At 49.8% G+C, this 16965-nt stretch carries 18 protein-coding genes; 15 read left to right on the forward strand and 3 right to left on the reverse strand.

What is annotated here, in order from left to right; translation table 11 throughout:
- On the forward strand, positions 1-102 hold a 102-nt coding region (locus tag HOY33_RS20725), incomplete at its 5' end, for an integrase core domain-containing protein (RefSeq protein WP_233356425.1).
- A 115-nt stretch (positions 103-217) separates the two neighbouring features.
- Here HOY33_RS20725 and HOY33_RS19600 read toward each other — a convergent pair.
- Positions 218-1912 carry a thiamine pyrophosphate-binding protein gene (locus HOY33_RS19600; protein ID WP_172291749.1) on the reverse strand — a complete coding sequence of 565 codons (1695 nt, stop codon included), beginning with the start codon at positions 1910-1912 and terminating at the stop codon, positions 218-220.
- Positions 1913-2433: 521 nt separating this feature from the next.
- Between HOY33_RS19600 and HOY33_RS19605 the strand changes: the two genes are divergently transcribed.
- Genes HOY33_RS19605 through HOY33_RS19625 form a run of 5 tightly spaced genes read left to right on the forward strand, consistent with a single transcriptional unit; the run spans position 2434 to position 6985 of the window.
- A complete protein-coding gene (locus HOY33_RS19605) occupies positions 2434-2841 on the forward strand; it encodes a TIGR03757 family integrating conjugative element protein (protein ID WP_112092787.1) in 408 nt (135 codons plus the stop codon).
- On the forward strand, positions 2838-3821 hold the full coding sequence (locus HOY33_RS19610) for a TIGR03756 family integrating conjugative element protein (RefSeq protein WP_150437843.1): 984 nt from the start codon (positions 2838-2840) through the stop codon (positions 3819-3821). Before HOY33_RS19605 ends, HOY33_RS19610 begins: the two co-directional genes overlap by 4 nt.
- Positions 3772-5154: an integrating conjugative element protein gene (locus tag HOY33_RS19615; protein ID WP_150437842.1), complete on the forward strand. Its 1383-nt coding sequence runs from the start codon at positions 3772-3774 to the stop codon at positions 5152-5154. The genes HOY33_RS19610 and HOY33_RS19615 overlap by 50 nt, the downstream gene beginning before the upstream one ends.
- Entirely contained in the window at positions 5154-5480 is a 327-nt protein-coding gene (locus HOY33_RS19620) for a hypothetical protein (protein WP_112092790.1), read from the forward strand. Before HOY33_RS19615 ends, HOY33_RS19620 begins: the two co-directional genes overlap by 1 nt.
- Positions 5477-6985, forward strand: a complete 1509-nt coding sequence (locus HOY33_RS19625; protein ID WP_172291750.1) for a conjugal transfer protein TraG N-terminal domain-containing protein — start codon at positions 5477-5479, stop codon at positions 6983-6985. The genes HOY33_RS19620 and HOY33_RS19625 overlap by 4 nt, the downstream gene beginning before the upstream one ends.
- On the opposite strand, the gene HOY33_RS19630 is transcribed toward HOY33_RS19625, so the two are convergent.
- On the reverse strand, positions 6986-7264 hold the full coding sequence (locus tag HOY33_RS19630; protein WP_150437839.1) for a hypothetical protein: 279 nt from the start codon (positions 7262-7264) through the stop codon (positions 6986-6988). It lies immediately after the preceding gene.
- Between the two features lie 75 nt (positions 7265-7339).
- Positions 7340-7531, reverse strand: coding sequence for a YlcI/YnfO family protein (locus HOY33_RS19635; RefSeq protein WP_150437838.1), 192 nt, complete (start codon positions 7529-7531; stop codon positions 7340-7342).
- Between the two features lie 293 nt (positions 7532-7824).
- Between HOY33_RS19635 and HOY33_RS19640 the strand changes: the two genes are divergently transcribed.
- The 9 genes from HOY33_RS19640 (at position 7825) to HOY33_RS19680 (ending at position 16911) form a co-directional block, all read left to right on the forward strand.
- Entirely contained in the window at positions 7825-8025 is a 201-nt protein-coding gene (locus HOY33_RS19640) for a hypothetical protein (protein WP_150437837.1), read from the forward strand.
- 411 nt (positions 8026-8436) lie between these two features.
- Positions 8437-8922: a RadC family protein gene (locus HOY33_RS19645; protein WP_150437836.1), complete on the forward strand. Its 486-nt coding sequence runs from the start codon at positions 8437-8439 to the stop codon at positions 8920-8922.
- Between the two features lie 323 nt (positions 8923-9245).
- Positions 9246-9878: a ParA family protein gene (locus tag HOY33_RS19650; RefSeq protein ID WP_199379562.1), complete on the forward strand. Its 633-nt coding sequence runs from the start codon at positions 9246-9248 to the stop codon at positions 9876-9878.
- A gap of 80 nt (positions 9879-9958) precedes the next feature.
- Complete coding sequence (locus tag HOY33_RS19655) at positions 9959-10174, forward strand: hypothetical protein (RefSeq protein ID WP_121590240.1); 216 nt, start codon at positions 9959-9961, stop codon at positions 10172-10174.
- A gap of 20 nt (positions 10175-10194) precedes the next feature.
- On the forward strand, positions 10195-12033 hold the full coding sequence (gene mobH / locus HOY33_RS19660; RefSeq protein WP_172291751.1) for a MobH family relaxase: 1839 nt from the start codon (positions 10195-10197) through the stop codon (positions 12031-12033).
- A 274-nt stretch (positions 12034-12307) separates the two neighbouring features.
- The gene (locus tag HOY33_RS19665) at positions 12308-13378 is read left to right on the forward strand and encodes a CBASS cGAMP-activated phospholipase (protein WP_085690038.1); all 1071 of its coding nucleotides are present in this window, start codon (positions 12308-12310) and stop codon (positions 13376-13378) included.
- Positions 13378-14676, forward strand: coding sequence for a cyclic GMP-AMP synthase DncV-like nucleotidyltransferase (locus HOY33_RS19670; RefSeq protein WP_085690037.1), 1299 nt, complete (start codon positions 13378-13380; stop codon positions 14674-14676). Before HOY33_RS19665 ends, HOY33_RS19670 begins: the two co-directional genes overlap by 1 nt.
- Positions 14676-16445 carry an E2/UBC family protein gene (locus HOY33_RS19675; protein WP_085690035.1) on the forward strand — a complete coding sequence of 590 codons (1770 nt, stop codon included), beginning with the start codon at positions 14676-14678 and terminating at the stop codon, positions 16443-16445. Before HOY33_RS19670 ends, HOY33_RS19675 begins: the two co-directional genes overlap by 1 nt.
- Positions 16432-16911 (forward strand): Mov34/MPN/PAD-1 family protein, encoded by a 480-nt coding sequence (locus HOY33_RS19680; RefSeq protein WP_085690033.1) that lies wholly within the window; start codon positions 16432-16434, stop codon positions 16909-16911. Before HOY33_RS19675 ends, HOY33_RS19680 begins: the two co-directional genes overlap by 14 nt.
- Positions 16912-16965: the final 54 nt, after the last annotated feature.

Below are 16965 nucleotides of genomic sequence, written 5' to 3' on the forward strand. Positions count from 1 at the left end.
CGCTGGCGGGAAGAATATAACCATGACAGGACACATTCTTCATTAAATGATCTGACTCCGGCAGAATTTATCCGAAGTCACCAAAAAAGACAGATCCTCTAATTGATCCTGGGTCAGGATATGGGAGAGGTCAATTGATGCTCCACCTCTAATCGTGCGAGGCCCGTACTGGCGGGATGTTATGTCCTGCAAGTGTAGCGCTATTATGCGAAGCTATTTAGAGTGATTTAATTGTATTGATCCGATCAAGTAACGGCGGTTGCGCGTCTTTATCGATCAACACATCAATCACAGCGGGAACACCTTTCATGATCGCCGCACGCAGCGCGGTTTCCAACTCGTCCGCCTGTGCAACCCTGACGCCATCTGCGCCCAATGCGGTGGCGAACAACGAAAAATCAACTTGAGGAATAACACAGTCCAGCGGCGGGTTGCCTAACAAGCTCAATCCTTGTCGACACATGTTGTATTCACCGTCGTTCATTATCAGCCAAATAGCCGGTAATTGATAACGGACAGCCGTACTGATTTCATTATTCATCAGCATGGAACCATCACCGATAATACCGAGGGTCGTCTTTCCTGACGCACTCAGGCCAACGATCCCGCAAGCATAGTGGCCCATGGCACCCAGCGCGGTACAAATTCGATAGCGGTTCGGTTTTTGAAAATGTAAATATCGGTTTGCCCATACAAACGTATTTCCTGCTTCCGCAGCGATCAAGCAGTCATATTCTTCAATCGCTACCTTTTGAATAATCGCCATTACCTGCTGTGGATGAACGACTCCAACCTTAACCGATATCGGAGCGCATTGCTCAGGTTCCTGTCCTCTGCAGAACATCTGGGGATGATAATAATCGGCATTTTTTTTTACTTTATCGTATACCCCATGCAGGAAATGAGAAATTTCCGCCTCAATAATCACGGCGCTGGCGGGAAGGTTCTTATTAACATCCTCATTTCTCAGTCCAATATAATATATATTAGCATGGGTCATCTGATTTTGAATATATGAGGAACTGAGCTCCCCTAGTTTCGAACCCAATATAATAACTGTCTTCAATGATGAGTCGCTTAGCTTTTCCCTAAGTTTTTCGCCATTGGATCCTAACCCGGTGGTGCCAATGTAAAGCGCGTGATTTTCGGGGAATATGCCCTTCCCTCTTGGGGTCGACATTACTGGCGTATTCGTTACAACAGCAAGACGGGTTAATATTTCTGCGGAATGAAGGCAACCGAATCCATTCCATATAATGGCTCCACCTGTTGTAAGCGCATCCGCTATTTTTTGCTGTTGATTCTCAGCGCCATTGTCCTTTTTGTAAGAAATTAAAGTGTGAAGGATTCGCTTGCTATTTATTTTATTATTTTCTTTTAAAATTTCTTTTTGAATATTCGTCGGAATGAAAATGCCCAGAACATGACCATAAGATGTCGCAACATTATTGATGGCGGCTATTGCTTCCACTAATTTTTCTTGTCTGTCGACAAAGACAATGCTGTCAAAGAAACCACTGATGCCATCGCCTGCAAGGTCGTTGATATCTTGGCGGGTTGTTTGCTGCAATCCCCATTGACCATTGTGCTCCTCAATGGTGGTTGCAGAAATGAATATCACTTTAGCGCCATCCAACTTCGCCGCGCGCAATCCTGTCAAAGCATTGGTAATACCTGGTCCGGCCGTGGAAAATACGACAGAGGGAATATTGTTATATAAACTGTACTCAGAGGCGGAAAAAGCGGCTCCGCTTTCATGCCTGCAATGGATAACCTTGATGGATGAGTCCGATAGTGCTTCCCACAAAGGGACGATAAATCCGCCTGAAACGCCAAAAGCGGCGTCAACGCCTGCTTTTTTTACATTATCGACCAGTGTTTGTATGACCGTCAGCGGTTGTCCTTCGTTCATAAATCCCACCTATAAAAATATAAAGGTTTACCATCCTTTTATATGGCAGAGTTAAATGATTGACAATCAGAATACACTATTTTGATAAAATCGCCGCATGGATATAGATACATTGCTGGCTTCCCCCCCCCCGATGAACTGCGCTCTCTGGCGTTAAAATTACTAGCAGGCCTTGAGCAAAAGACGCAGCGAAACCAGGAACAGGCAGACTACATTCAGCAGTTGGAAGAGGCACTAAAAAACGCCCGTCAGTGGCTCTTCGGTCGAAAAAGTGAAGCCTTTTAGGGAGAACAGCGCAGCCTGTTCGAAGAAATATCGAGGCTAATATCTCCGATAGGGACTTTTTATCTTAAAATATAACCCAACAATTACTTACAATTCAGTAAAATAATCCACCACACAAATCATTGATACGTTATATCTCTAAAAATCTCTCTCATTTCTATATTTAGTTGTTTACTGCCCCACAATCTGAATCCGATTAAATTTTCCTATCTAATTCATCAGACTGGGGAACAAAAATGCCATTCCGTTGTTTTTTAACGCTATTGATCACGCTTGCTACACAATCTACCGCCGCACAGGCCATCATTTACACTACGGGAAAGTGGCCGGTGATCAGCCCCCAACCCGACACAGTAGTGCAAATACTGGAAGATGTACAAAATCGGGAGCAGACGCTGTTCCCCAATCTGTACACCAGCCCGGAACAGGCTGAACGGCAGGCGCTGCTGCGGATGCAACAGCCAGACTGGCAGGAGAAGGAGGCACGGTTAACTCGCGCCTATCAGGCATTGATGGATGCATGGTCTCTGGGCATCTCCAAAGTTCCGGCAGTGGTGTTTGAAGATAAATACGTTGTCTACGGCACGACGGATATCGGGCTTGCGCGGCAAAAGCTGGAAGCCTGGCGGGAGCGGCAACCATGAAATTGCGCCGTTCCCTCTCATACGCCCTGCTGGCCGTGACGCTGCCCGCCGCCGCCATCACCACGCCGCAGATTGTAGCTTCCTCACTGTCGCCGGACTGCCTGCGATATCGGGTAGTGGGACTTTGCTATTGGCTATTATGCACGCCCTGGGGCTGTAGCGTAAAAGTCTCTATCAAGGTTAAACACAATCTGCCTGAGCTGGTGGTGTCGACGTACACCACACCCGGCGATAACCCGTGGCGGGAGATGGCCTTTATGGGGACTGCGGTCACTGGTGCCGAAGGCGGCGGCGACACCAACCCGCGTCCGGAAAACATCAAAACCAAAATTCGTTTCAAAAACGCCGACGCCATCGGCCACCCCGGCGGCGAGGTATTCAATCGTTTTCTGGGCGCATTCGGTTACAGTTGCAGCAGCGATGTCGTTCCCTTCCAGCCCTACTTTCTCAGTACCCTCGATACGCTGGCCTGGCGCGGCGCCGTGCCGGAAATGCTTTATCCCGAAGCGTTAACTCCCGGTCTGCGTGAAGTGGGACAGACCGGCGATTTATGGGGCAACGTCTACCCCCGCGCCGGCGCGTTGGGACAAACCCACGATCACAAAGCCGCGGCGGTCATGGCGCAACGCGCAGCGGATATCGTCACCCGTACCGGCCAGTTGCACGTCTATCTGCCGCTGACCGCCTCATCCCGTCCCGGTTACTGGCCGCCGTCCCCGGTGCAGGAAAACCGCTCCAACAATCACGGCTGGCAGATGCTCGTTCCCCAAACAAGCAACCAGTGCATCACCTTTCCCGACCGCAGCATCAACGACACCTACGCCGACAGGCTTGCCATTGATGGCAACTACTCCTGGACGCTCTGGCGTCCTTATTCCTGCTGCAAACGTCGCGGTCAGATATTTCTCGGCAGTACCGGAGGAGAATCCAATGAAACTGAAGTTCGCTCTGATCCCCCTATTGTCCTGCTTCCTCGGTGACATCGTGCTGGCAGCTGACGACAGCTATAGTCTGGAACAACGTGGCGCTATTGCGGACAGCCTTTATTACCAGATCGGCGGCGGGTCAGTGATCACTCCCGCCCTGACGCGCCGCAACACGCAGCTACTGAATATGCAACTGGGCTGGAATGCCGATCTGATGTGCGGAAATTTTGATATCAGCACTACGGTCAAAAACCAGCTTAACGGCGTCACAAGCGGGTTTCAGGATCTGATGGGGCAGGTTATCCAGAATGCCACAGGGGCCGTGGCCAGTCTGCCTGCGATGATCATCCAGCGAGCGAACCCTCAGCTTTATGATTTGCTTACCAACGGCATCCTACAGGGGCGGCTCGACTTTGATAAATCCATGCTCAGTTGCCGCAGGATGGCGGAGAAAATGACCGATTTTGCTTCCGGCTCGATATGGACGCAAAGTGCAAAGGCCGAAAATTACCAGACCGTCGCCGCCAGTGAAACCGATGCGGTACGCGCGGAGCAGCAGGCCAGTCGGGAAGCGGCTAAAAAAGGAAAAACCTGGGTGGGCGGGCAAAAACGAGGCGGCGCTGGGCAACGCCCCATCAAACTTATCGGCGATACCGTCAAAGCGGGCTACAACCTCCTGAATCAGCGTGACGTAACGGATACCAGCAGTGTCTCAGGCTCCTGGTGCAAAGGCGAGCTTTGTCAGGTCTGGGAAAAACCGGAAGAGGTCGCCGCATGGACAACGCGCGTTGTCGGTGAACAGACGATTAATGTCGCTCCCGATAATGATGCCGCCGGCAACAGCGAGAATAAAACCGGCGCGCAGGCGGGCGTGGGGCTTTCGCCGCTGATAGAAGAAGAGCAGGAGAAAATCGCGCAGGTGCTGGCCGAACTGGTTAACGGTTCGCTTCGGCCCACGCACGAGAATCTGTCCAAAGCCAGCGGCGGCAAGCTGTTGCTCACACGCGGCGTGATAGAGGCATTGAAAGACGATCCCGACGCCGTGGTGCTGGTACAGCGATTATCGGGAGAAATGGCGCTCGCCAGGGTAATGGAACAGGCGCTGATGGCCCGCCGCACCCTGCTGGCCGGGATGCGCGAGCCCAATATCGCCAGTGAAAAAGAAGCGCAGTCACAACTGGGACAAACCGCCCTGCAACTCGAGCAGGAACTGAACCAGTTACGCCTCGAAATGGAGATGCGCCGTGCGCTGGCGGATAACGCCAGCAGCGTCATTCTGGAACGTCAGTCCTATCGCAATCTGACGCAGGGCCGGACTATTGATACGCATGATGACATGGATAATCGCATCAACAAACTGAATACCCCGGAACAGGAGAGCCACTGATGACATTCTCCCGAACCGGTAAAATACTGCTGTATGTTGTGGCGCTGATACTGGTTGCCGCGCTGACGACCTGGCTGGGAATACAGCTAACCGGCAGTGGATCTGACTGGCGCCATTGGCTGTATCAGGCACGCTTCGGCCTGCTTTGCTGGCGTCTGGCGTTGTACCTCTGTCTGGCCGCCTCCTGGCTGTCGCTGCGCAGAACACTTCTACAACGTTATCCCGCCTGCCAGCGCTTGTCGCTGCGTACCGCCTTCCTGTTTTTTCTGCTGGTCGCTGCCGCAGAATACAGCAATCTGGTATACCTCCGGGGAGATGACGCATGACGGCCAATACCTATCTGGAATACTTCCTCACGCTGCTGGGGTGGCTCGCCAATAACGGCATCTGGTCGGTCATCACCGCGACCGGCCTGTTCGCCTTCCCGCTGCTGGCGAAGCTCATTGAAATCTGGCTAAAAGCCCGCAGTCAGGGGGCTGACGAGGGAAATCAGGGAGGACTGGCGTTAGCCTGGATGGAGCACACGGTCTACACCGCGCTGGTGGTCATCATGTTTGCCTGCGTCCCTCTGCTGGATGTCCATCTGTCCACTCTCCGCTATGATGCCTCTCGTATCTCGCAGTGTGGCCGCACCGTCGTGCAACCCTCTGATTCGGGTTACGCCTCGCTGACCAACGAACTGGGCGGCCAAACCGCGGCGGTTCCGGTATGGTGGTATTTTATTCATGCCGTATCCAAGGGCGTCACTAACGCCGCGGTCTCCACACTCCCCTGCTCTCCCGACCTGCGGCAGATCCGCTTCGAGGTACAGCATAGCCGCATCAGCGACCCGACGCTGGCGCAGGAGCTCCAGGATTTTGTGGAGGAGTGTTATGCGCCTTCCCGAGCCCGCCTGAAAAGACAAGAAGCCGGTCTGGCGCTGGATATCAGCGATGACGTGGCCTGGCTCGGCTCTTCTCACTTCCTGACGACGTCCGGCTACTACGATACCGATCACGCACGTTCGCCGCGAAGCCAATGGCCGTATGACAGCACCCGGGACGCCGGATTATTTGATGCAGGCACCGGCGGCTATCCCACCTGCAAGCAGTGGTGGCAGGACGGTAGCATCGGCCTGAAAGATCGCCTGCTGGCGCTGATTCAGCCTACCGTCTGGCAGCAGCTCAACGCGCTGGGGCAACCGAAAAGCGTTTACGAAGCGTCAGTGCTGCGTTCTCTGGTCAGTCAGCGAAACATGCAGGCATCACAAAGCGGCTCCGTTTATGGCGGATATGGCGGCAATGCCGGAATGATCTCGACCACACAAGCACTAACGAGACTAAGCAGTCTGACGGGTACCGCCGTGTCCAGTCTGGCGATGTTTCCGGCATTCGACAGCATGCGCCAGGCGCTACCGATGGTACAGGCCATTCTACAGATGGCGCTGGTGATCTGCCTTCCCATGGTCATTCTGTTCTCCGCCTATGCGCTGAAAACAGTGATCACACTGACGGCGGTACAGTTCGCCCTGTTCTTCGTCACCTTCTGGTGGGAGCTCGCCCGCTGGCTCGATAGCTGGCTGCTGATTGCGATGTACGACAGCAGTACCCATAGCAGCGTTTCGCTGAATACGCTGAATTACGGATTCCAGAACAGCAGCGACGACATCATCGTCAATATCGTGATGGGTGCCATGTTTCTGGTACTGCCGGCTTTCTGGATGGGGGCGCTGGGATGGGCGGGCATTGCGCTTGGAGGAGCCATAGAGGGTGCAATACGCCAGGGAACACATAATAGCCAGCAAGCCGGTGGTTCCAGCATGAGCGTACTAAAAAACGCTATACGAAAGTAACTATTCCGGCAATTTTACACCATTACAATAATAACCAGGCCCTTCGGGGCCATCACCGTGGTAGCCATTCAGATTTTTTCCATCGTCAAATGTGTCAGGCACAAACGCCAGAAAGTCCAGAATCAATTCGCCGACAGGTACAGCCTGATCCTGCGACTCCGACGCGGGCGATTGATCATGGCTCTGCTGCATTTGCTGCATGGCTTCCCGGCATTTATCTTCATTGGTCCATTCGTTATCCGGTGCGCTTTGCAGCCAGTTTTTGAGGCTGTTTTTCATGATTTCATTCCCTTATCCGTGTCCGCCAGCATGATGAAAGTTTACCACTTCGCACAAAAAACGCACAATATTTGTTCATTTTTGCTGGTTCTTGCGTCGTATCGCATCCAGTTTTCTGTGGCAGGCATCCAGTACCCAGGCGGAGAAATTGGCGTTAGGATTATCCGTTTTTTCCTGCTCTACGCTGGTATTGATTTCGTCGATAAGTTCATGAGGGAAACGAACCCCCTTTGTTGTAGAACGATTGTTTTTAAAACCTGTAGGCATACCGTTTTTCCTTTGTCGGTGAAGGAACACTATACAGAGGAAAAGAGTTTTTAAAAATATTGACGTGTATATGCACCTAGCGCTATGGTGTATATACACCAAGATACTTTATGGTGAATAGCGAAGCCCGGCAGTGCGCCAACACTAACCGGGCCTCTGACCACAACGTTATAGGAGTAACGCTATGGCTGATGCCCAGTCTACCCAAGCTCGTCTTAAATATCAGTACCTTTTACAACTTCTTCCCATTCTGCGAAAGGCTACTGCTCGCCTGTTGGCTCAGGAGGCGGACTATGTACGATGATACGCCACTGGAACTGGACGAACTGATCGATCAGTGCCGGGCGCTGGTTTATGCCGCTGTGAGAATTGAACGAGAGGGTGTTCGTGAGATCCTGCTGTTCATTTTGCAGGAACGGATTGAATGTCTACACAACACTTGCCAGAAGCAAATCAAAGAAGAACTGGCTGAAGCGAATGCAACTAACGGGTAGTCAACGCCAGATTGCCGTTTCCGGTCATCATTCATTTCAATAAAATCATAGCCTGTTTTTCGTCACCTATAACGAAAAAACAGGCTTTTTGCTTACATAAAACCAGAGAAGAACCATCTGCCGGGAAGTATGAATAGCGGCGACCAGGCCATTTTGCAGATGGCGCGAGTGAGTCCTAATACCCGAGCCCCCTTCTCCATCACAGTAACCCGTTAAAAAACATCATTTCAGATATCCAGTTTTCCGTATATCCACGCCACTCCGTAATCCACCATTCCCCCGGCAAGTCGCTGCTGTCGCAGCACCCGGTGAACGCCGTTCACGCCCCCGAATGCTCATACACCTGAAAACGAGCGACGCCTTACGCGCTGGTGCATGCCCTTCACATTATTCTGATATCGGAGAACCAATATGTCTGAATTAATCCAATATGGCCTTTTTTCGCCTACGGACAAAATGCTGATTGCCCGAGCTATCCAGGCAATCGAAAAACAATTTATCGGTGCATCTGAGAATACGCCGGTTTTTACCGACAACCAGATGGCGGTTGATTATCTGCGTTTACAACTGTGCGACCATGACCGGGAACATTTTATGGTGCTGTTTCTTAACTCTCAGAACAGGTTAATTGCCGCAGAGAAAGTCTTCAGCGGCAGTCTGGCGTCTGTGGAAGTTCATCCGCGAATTATTGCCCGCAAGGCGCTCATTCATAATTCCAGAAGCCTGATTCTGGCGCATAATCACCCTTCGGGTAATGCACTTCCCAGCCAGGCGGACAGGGTGCTCACCCGTAATATGGTGCAGTGCCTTTCCCTCTTCGACATTAACATTCTGGACCATATTATTATCACGCCCGGCGATGCGTATTATGCCTTTTCCCAACATGGTGAAATATAATCTGAAAGCACCCTTCAATGGAGGGTGCTTTTTAATTATGCATTCATGAAAAATGGATTTTGTTATTATCTTTGACGAACTAAAAAGGGAAAGGGCCAACGGCAAGGGATAAAGGTTTTTAAGGGTAACAGGCTTTACCGAAAGGGCCAGAGGCAAAAGGCTATTTCCCTGAACAGGAAATCCTGTTTTCATGCATTCAGTCTTTAATAAAACATGCTGGATCTGTTTTTAATTAATTACCGACCAATTAGTGATTTTCCGTCAGAGTTTCTCTTGCATTCATTCTTTTGGCTTTTCAGTATTTCATGAATTCAGGAGATCTTATGATCATCAGCTTTATCAGCCAGAAAGGTGGCGTCAGCCGTTCAACGCTCGCCCGCGCCACTGCCGTTGAACTCATTCACTCAGGCAAAAAAGTACATCTCGCCGATCTGGACAGCCAGCAGCAAACGTCCGCCAAATGGGCGGAGCGCCGCGACAACGCCGGTATTTCTCCCGCAGTGGAAACCGGCGTTTATCGCCGTCACGACGTGGCGCTAAAAGTCGCAAACAGTTATCAGTGCCTTATCATCGATACCCGTCCATTTGTCGATATCTCCTCTCTCGATATCGCCCGTCAGTCAAACCTCGTCGTGATCGCCACCGGCACCTCGCTGGATGACCTGGAACCCTCACTGCTGTTGGGCCATGAACTGGTGCACAGAGGCATTCCCCACAACCGGTTGTTTTATGTGGTCAGCAAAGCGCCCAGCCAGGCCGAAGGCCGTTCCGCCTGTCAGACCATCACCGCCTGGCAGTTTGCCTGCGCGCACACGTTCCTCACGTTTAAACCGGGTTACAGCATTGCACTGGATGCTGGACTGTCCATCACAGAAACGCCGTGGAAAACGTTGAACCGACGCGCAAAAAACGTGATCCACGAAATTTGTGGTCGTGCAGCCCGTCCCCAGCCTTAATTTCTTCCTGCCTGAAAACAGGAAAGAAGAAAAATCGGCATTCATGATTTCAGGCTCTTTCGGCATTCAGGACTTCCGATATGGCAAAAAAATCCGTACTCAAGTTGACGCCCCTTGCACCCCGTCCACTGGAGGTAACGAGCACCGAGCACCAGACCGACAATACAAAACCCATTCAGATCCGCATCGATCCCCTGATGCACCGGGAAATCAAGGCGTTTGCCGCCGAGCAGGGAAAAACCATCACGGCATTTTTACTGGAGTGCTACCAGTTTTACCGCCAGATGAACAAATAACATCATGACAGGTCACCATCATGAAAACCGGCATTCATGCAAAACTGAAATGGCTCACCAGCAAAAAGTCAATACCCGAACCGGCAACAGCCCCTGTCTATCAGGAAATCACTACCGGCTGGCTATATCCGCAGAAAGCAGAAGCGCTGCTCGTCACCCCATTGCGCCGACAACTGATGAAAATCATCTGGCAGAGAACATCGTTACCCGTCGCATTATTCAAGGAACTGTATCAACGCCCGATTGCACGTTTTTCCGAACTGGTACAACAGTTCCCGGCCTCCGAATATCATCATCACTCGCATCCGGGAGGGTTGCTGGATCACACGCTGGAGGTCATGGCATTTGCGGCAAAGCTGCGCCAGCGCCATCTCCTTCCCGTTGGCGCGGCGCCGGAAGAGCAGGCCCGAGAAGCCGAAGCCTGGACAGCGGGGATACTTTATGCCGCTCTGCTGCATGATATCGGAAAAATAGTAACGGATATTGAAGTCATGACCGACGATAACCAGCGCTGGTTGCCGTGGATGGGGCCGCTGGCGCAACCCTATCGCCTGAAATACCAAAAAAACCGCGATCACCGGCTCCACCCGGCGATCGGAAGCCTGCTGGCCCTACAGATCCTGCCGGTTTCGGCGCTCAACTGGCTGGCGCAGTACCGGGAACTCAACGAATCCTTCCTGTATTGTATCAGCGGCCATTATGACAACGCGGGTGTACTGGGTGAACTGGTACAGGAAGCGGATCGCGCATCAGTGGCACAGTTTATGGGGGGCAATGCCAGCCAGACGCTGACCCGCCCGGCATCCTCGCTGCCGGAACAACTCCTCTCTGCCCTGCGGGAACTGGTGAGAGCGGAATTCAAGCTAAGTAACCCAAGTTCAGGCTCCGATGGCTGGCTAACGGACGACGCGCTTTGGCTGATCAGCAAAACCACCGCCGACAGAGCGCGGGCGTGGTTGTTGCAACAGGGCGTAACCAGCGTACCTGAAAGCAATGTCCGGCTATTTGATGAAATGCAGGCGCATGGGCTGATTGTTCCCACGCAGGACGGTAAGGCGGTCTGGTCATGCACCGTCACCGCTGACAGCGGCTGGACGCCGGGCCGCCCACTAACATTGTTGCGCCTAGCGCCATCACGGATCTGGCCGAACTCAGAAGATCGACCCACGCCGTTTTCCGGAAAAGTGATACCAGGTAGTACGGCGACGACCATAGCCACTGAAAGAGGAAAAGCTGACAGCCAAACCGCTCCCGACATTACTGCACCTGAAAACGAACTCAGTGAGTTGGCTTTTTCTCTGTTTGCACCACCGGAACAGGAAATCGATAAACACATCCTGCCCGCATCGACAGATATAGTTGATGAATTACCGAAAGTTCAGCCCGGACAGGTAGAAGCAGAGACAGGCGGCAGGGAAAACGTCAGTCGGCAACCAGAGACGCCACGTCCCGTTGCCGTACCCGAAACCGCTCAGGTTACGGATACCGGTTTTATCGACTGGCTCAGGGAAGGCATACGAACCTATAAAATTGCGGTAAACGACACGCTGGCAAGGATCCATATGGTCGAAGGCAAAGCGTTTCTGGTCTCACCGGAAATCTTTAAGCTGTACGTCAAAACCACTACCGGCGCAACCGGCGATGAATGGAAACAGGTGCAGAAAGCATTCCAGAAACTGAAACTCCACCAGCGCGGCAACGATGGCATCAACATTTTCGTTTGCGAAGTGAAAGGTCCGCGTAAAACGCGTCGGGTGAAGGGGTATCTGCTAAACAGGCCGGAAGATATATTTGATGAAGCTGTGCCAGAGGATAATCCTTATTTGTCGGTTGTTACGGACATTCAAAGCGGTAGATGACTTTAACCATATAGCGCTATTATCAGACAGTCGGGTATGGTTAAGGGACATAAAGGAATACATACGACCCGCCCAGAGCGTTCCCCACGATATACCTTACGCGGAGATTAAACTGCGAATTTATTTTACTTACCCATGTTAATCCAGAAGTATAATTTACCTTCATGCTAAAAATTAGAGTTATTGACTTATTTTTAAAGCACTGGTTATTTGTACATTGAAAAGGAAAAAAACAGACACATTTATAAGCTATCTTTCCGAGAGGGAGTTAGCGATGTCTGACGTAAGTGCAGTGAATAATTACAACGTTCGGATACTTAGTCTGAATGGTGGTGGGGCTAGGGGGATGTTTACTATCAGTGTCCTTGCAGAGATTGAGAGGATACTTGCCAGTAAACACCCTAGCCAAGACATCAAAATTGGTGACTATTTTGATCTCATTACTGGAACATCAATAGGCGGTATATTGGCTCTCGGGCTTGCTACAGGCAAGAGTGCTCGCGATCTGGAACGAGCCTTCTTCGTTAAAGCGAATGACATTTTTCCAACCAGATGGTGGCTGACCAACCTGGTTAAGTCACTTGTTGCTCCTATTTACAGTAGCTTGCCCCTCCGGGAAACCGTTGAAGAAATGATAGGAGCTGAAACCACCTTTAATGACCTGACCCGGCGAGTGATGGTTCCGGCAGTAAACCTTTCAACAGGAAAGCCGCAGTTTTTCAAGACACCACATAACCCTGATTTCACCCGCGACGGGCCGCTAAAATTGATTGATGCCGCGCTCGCAACCTCCGCCGCACCAACGTACTTTGCCCCGCACTATTGCAAAGATCTCCGCGCGTATTTTGCTGATGGGGGTTTGGTTGCTAACAACCCTAGTTACATAGGACTTCTGGAAGTGTTCAGGGATATGAAGTCTGACTTTAATGTAGCCCACAAAGACATACACATACTCAATATCGGTACTGTCGGTGAAGAATACTCACTTAGTCCAAGGCTTCTGAGCAAAAAATGGTGGAGTGGATACTGCCACCTGTGGGGAGTGGGTAAACGACTGGTGCTTACAACCATGACGGCTAACCAGCATCTTCATAAAAATATGCTCCTGCGTGAGCTTACTCTCCATGACGCGTTCGATAACTATATCTACTTGGATGAAGTTATCCCCAATGAAGCAGCCAGTGATATCACTCTGGATAATGCCACGAAGAGTTCCCTGGAAAATCTAAGCGCAAGGGGAACACAACTCGCTAATGTGCAGTTCGCTCAGAATCAGAAGCTTAAGAACTTTTTCACTACACCTGCAAAACCCTTTAGGCGCACAATCGCGCAGGAGATACTCTGATGCGTTGGGATTTTAACAATTACTACAGCCACAATGTGGATGGCTTAATCAGTAAACTCAAACTGGGAAAGACTGAATCCGATAAACTGAAAGCGCTTCGCCAGAAAGTCCGTGAGAGAACGAGAGATGTATTTAAGGAAGCCCGGGAAGTCGCTACTGACGTCAGAAGGCAAACATTGACACTTGAGAGCGTCAGGTTAAAACTGGAGCAAACGAATGTTCGCTACCTCTCGCCCTCAGACCGTGCTGATCTTGCACGGCTCATTTTTGAAATGGAAGATGAAGCACGAGATGATTTCATCAAATTTCAGCCTCGTTTCTGGACTCAGGGAAGCTTTCAGTACGATACGTTAAACAGGCCTTTTCATCCGGGGCAGGAAATGGATATAGATGATGGTACCTATATGCCCATGACCGTATTTGAATCCGAACCTAGCATTGGCCACACTCTGCTACTTCTACTCGTAGATACTTCACTGAAATCGTTAGAAGCTGAAAACGATGGATGGAGATTTGAAGAAAAGAATACATGTGGCCGCATTAAAATTCCTCATGAGAAAACACACATTGATGTGCCTATGTATGCGATCCCGAAAGAGCAATTTCAGACCAAACAAACCGCAGCAGATTCTGCACACGTCATAAAGGCAAATTCGATGTTTGAGTCTGTAGCTATGAATAGGGATTTGCGCGAGGCATATGTCGTTGAGTCCGACAAAGTCAATTTAGCACTACGTGATGGGGTAAAAAGGTGGTCGATAAGCGACCCCAAAATTGTTGAAGACTGGTTTAACGACAGTTGCAAGCGCATCGGAGGGCACCTTCGTTCAATTTGCCGCTTTATGAAAGCCTGGAGAGATGCTCAATGGGAAGTTGGAGGCCCTTCATCAATCAGTCTGATGACTGCCGTGGTAAACATCCTCGACAGAGAGGATCATAATGGTTCCGACCTCACCGAGACGATGAAACTCGTTGCCAGACTACTGCCTGATGAATTCTGTAGTGGTCTGGAAAGTCCCGACGATACTGATGACAAGTTACTGTTCCCGGCTGAATGCGATCATAATGTACACCAGAGAACCATCGTTGAAACTATGAGAAGCTTACAGGGTATTTTACTTGATGCTGAGAGCTCAGGCAGCAGAGAAGATGCGCTACATAAAATGAATGAAGCATTTGGGAAACGAGTAACTAATGCTTCGTTAATCACATCAATTGCTGCGGCTCCGGCATTTCACAATTTGCCATCTAAAGAGCCTGCACCCGTGAAAATCAACAAAACGATGGTAAGTGGCTGATGGAGGAAGGGCTACTTCATAAAGTGATGACAGGTTGCGGGTATCGCTATACACGTGCTCGCAATCTGCCTGAGAAGGCTATTCTGCACAGCCAGGATCGTCGGAAAGGCTTTTATACGAAAGAATACGAGACTATCGCAGGTAACTTTAATATTGCTCTTGTGATCCACTCTGACCCATTTACTGAACTACCGATAGCTTGCATTTTTGAACTCCCTGAGCAATTCAGAGACCGTCTTATGCCCCATGTCAGTCTTGAAGGGATCCTATGTTATGTAGAACAAATGGAGGCGGACTGGGATTCCAACGACCTAGAAGGAACATATAGAGAAGTTGATACACAGATACACAGAACTCTAGTTAACTCGGTATTAGCAGCTATAGAAGGGCAGAATGATAAGAGAGAACTGGAAGGCGAATTTACCACATACTGGCGACCCAGTGAGAGCCTGTTTATTCTGTCAAACGCAAGCCGGGAGACAAAACTTAAAACTCGTTTGTCGAAATCATTAACGCCTGATGGTACCCCCAGACTGGAGTATATAACGGTTGAGGAATCGTCACCGGAGGACTCGGAAAGTGTTATTACAAAATGGCTTAAGCAAAGGTATCTCCACCTGAGCTCGTTAAAAGAATACCTTATCAATACGCACTACATTTCTGTAAACCCCTGCCGCCTTGCCGGGATGAAATGGCCACCGGCTTCATTTCGGGACTTATTGGATTGGCTTGAAAAGGCGGATCGCAATGCCAGAGATAGAGTCATTGAACACATCAAAGCGGAAGGCAAGAAAAGGTACATTTTTCTCTTTGATATTTTCAACCAGGATATCTTTGCTATTTATGTTGAGTTCAACACAAAGTCTATTGATTTCAGGAGACATAAGAGATCAGCCAAAAACTCAACCGCCAAATTAGCTACAATGTTGGGTGGCAAAAGCGTTTGTACAGCGTATCAAAGACTGGAGGTTATTCGTGCGGATATTGCGACATTACTTAGCCGAAATTCCCGGCGAGAAGGGGCAGCAAATCTATCAGAAAAGTGTATAGCTCTGGTCGGCTGTGGAACAATTGGTGGGTATCTTGCGGAATTATTACTCCGGAACGGGGCTGGATGCGGTAAAGGTTTCCTGCACCTCTATGATGATGATTTATATAAACCAAGTAATTTTGGTCGCCATCCCTTATCGTCACATGATTTTGGGTGGCCCAAATCCCTTTCACTTGCAACAAGACTCCAGGACTCCGTGCATTTACAGACGAAGGTTGTCGGATTTATAAAACAATTCACTATCAGTACTGATGTAATGCAGAAATACGACATTATTATTGATGCAACAGGCCGTCCTCCGGTATCCAAGCGTATGGCTGCGATAGTAAGAGAGATTCCCCCAGAGCAAAGACCAATAGTTATTCACGCATTTAATGATGGTAACGGACGAGCATCAAAAGTTTTAATCGATGACGGTCGAAGCTGCTATGTGTGTATGGTTTCTAATCCCGCAAAATACCGCAACGAGATCGATTCACGATTTTACAATCTCGATATATCAAGTGAAAAAAGCAAAAGCTGTGGTAGCACTTACACACCTTATGATGCGGCGGTGAGTAGTATAACTGCATCTTTAGCTCAACTGGCGGTGTTGAGTATTCTCGAACCCGAGCTGAAGTGGACTTATAGTGAACATATGCTTGAGGGTGGACGTTCGCTCAAACCTCAATTTTTGCCACGCCAGCCTAACTGCCCTATATGTAATGAACATAAATGAATTGGTATTCATCGATGATTTTAACAATCATGTCGTTATCATGAGTGAGGTCGTGCAACGGCTCAATTCATATCGTCAAATGCATTATGCTAGTACCGAGGCTGGAGGGACCCTGATAGGAGAACGCCGGGGGCAACACATTGTCATCACTAACATTTCGGAGCCCGGTTCTGGTGATATCAGGTCACGTAATCAGGTAGATAGAAAAGGTGTTCACCATCAGCAAAAAATTGACGAATTATTTCAACAATCAGACGGCTTCCTTGTTTATTTGGGCGAATGGCATACACATCCCGAAGATTTTCCGCAACCATCGTATACAGACATAAAATCTTGGCTGACCGGGCTAAAAGTAACTGAACCAATGGTCATGCTTATTGTGGGCAGAAAAAGAGTATGGGGAGGTAAAAAATATTGTAATGACATAAAAATTTTAAAAGAGAAAATAAGTAATAGCCAGGATTAATGGCCCATATGTATTAGCTATATTAGCTCATAGCTGCTCTGAGATATTAGCCGC

The organism is Brenneria sp. hezel4-2-4, from assembly GCF_013155275.1.
Taxonomy (GTDB): Bacteria; Pseudomonadota; Gammaproteobacteria; order Enterobacterales; family Enterobacteriaceae; genus Brenneria.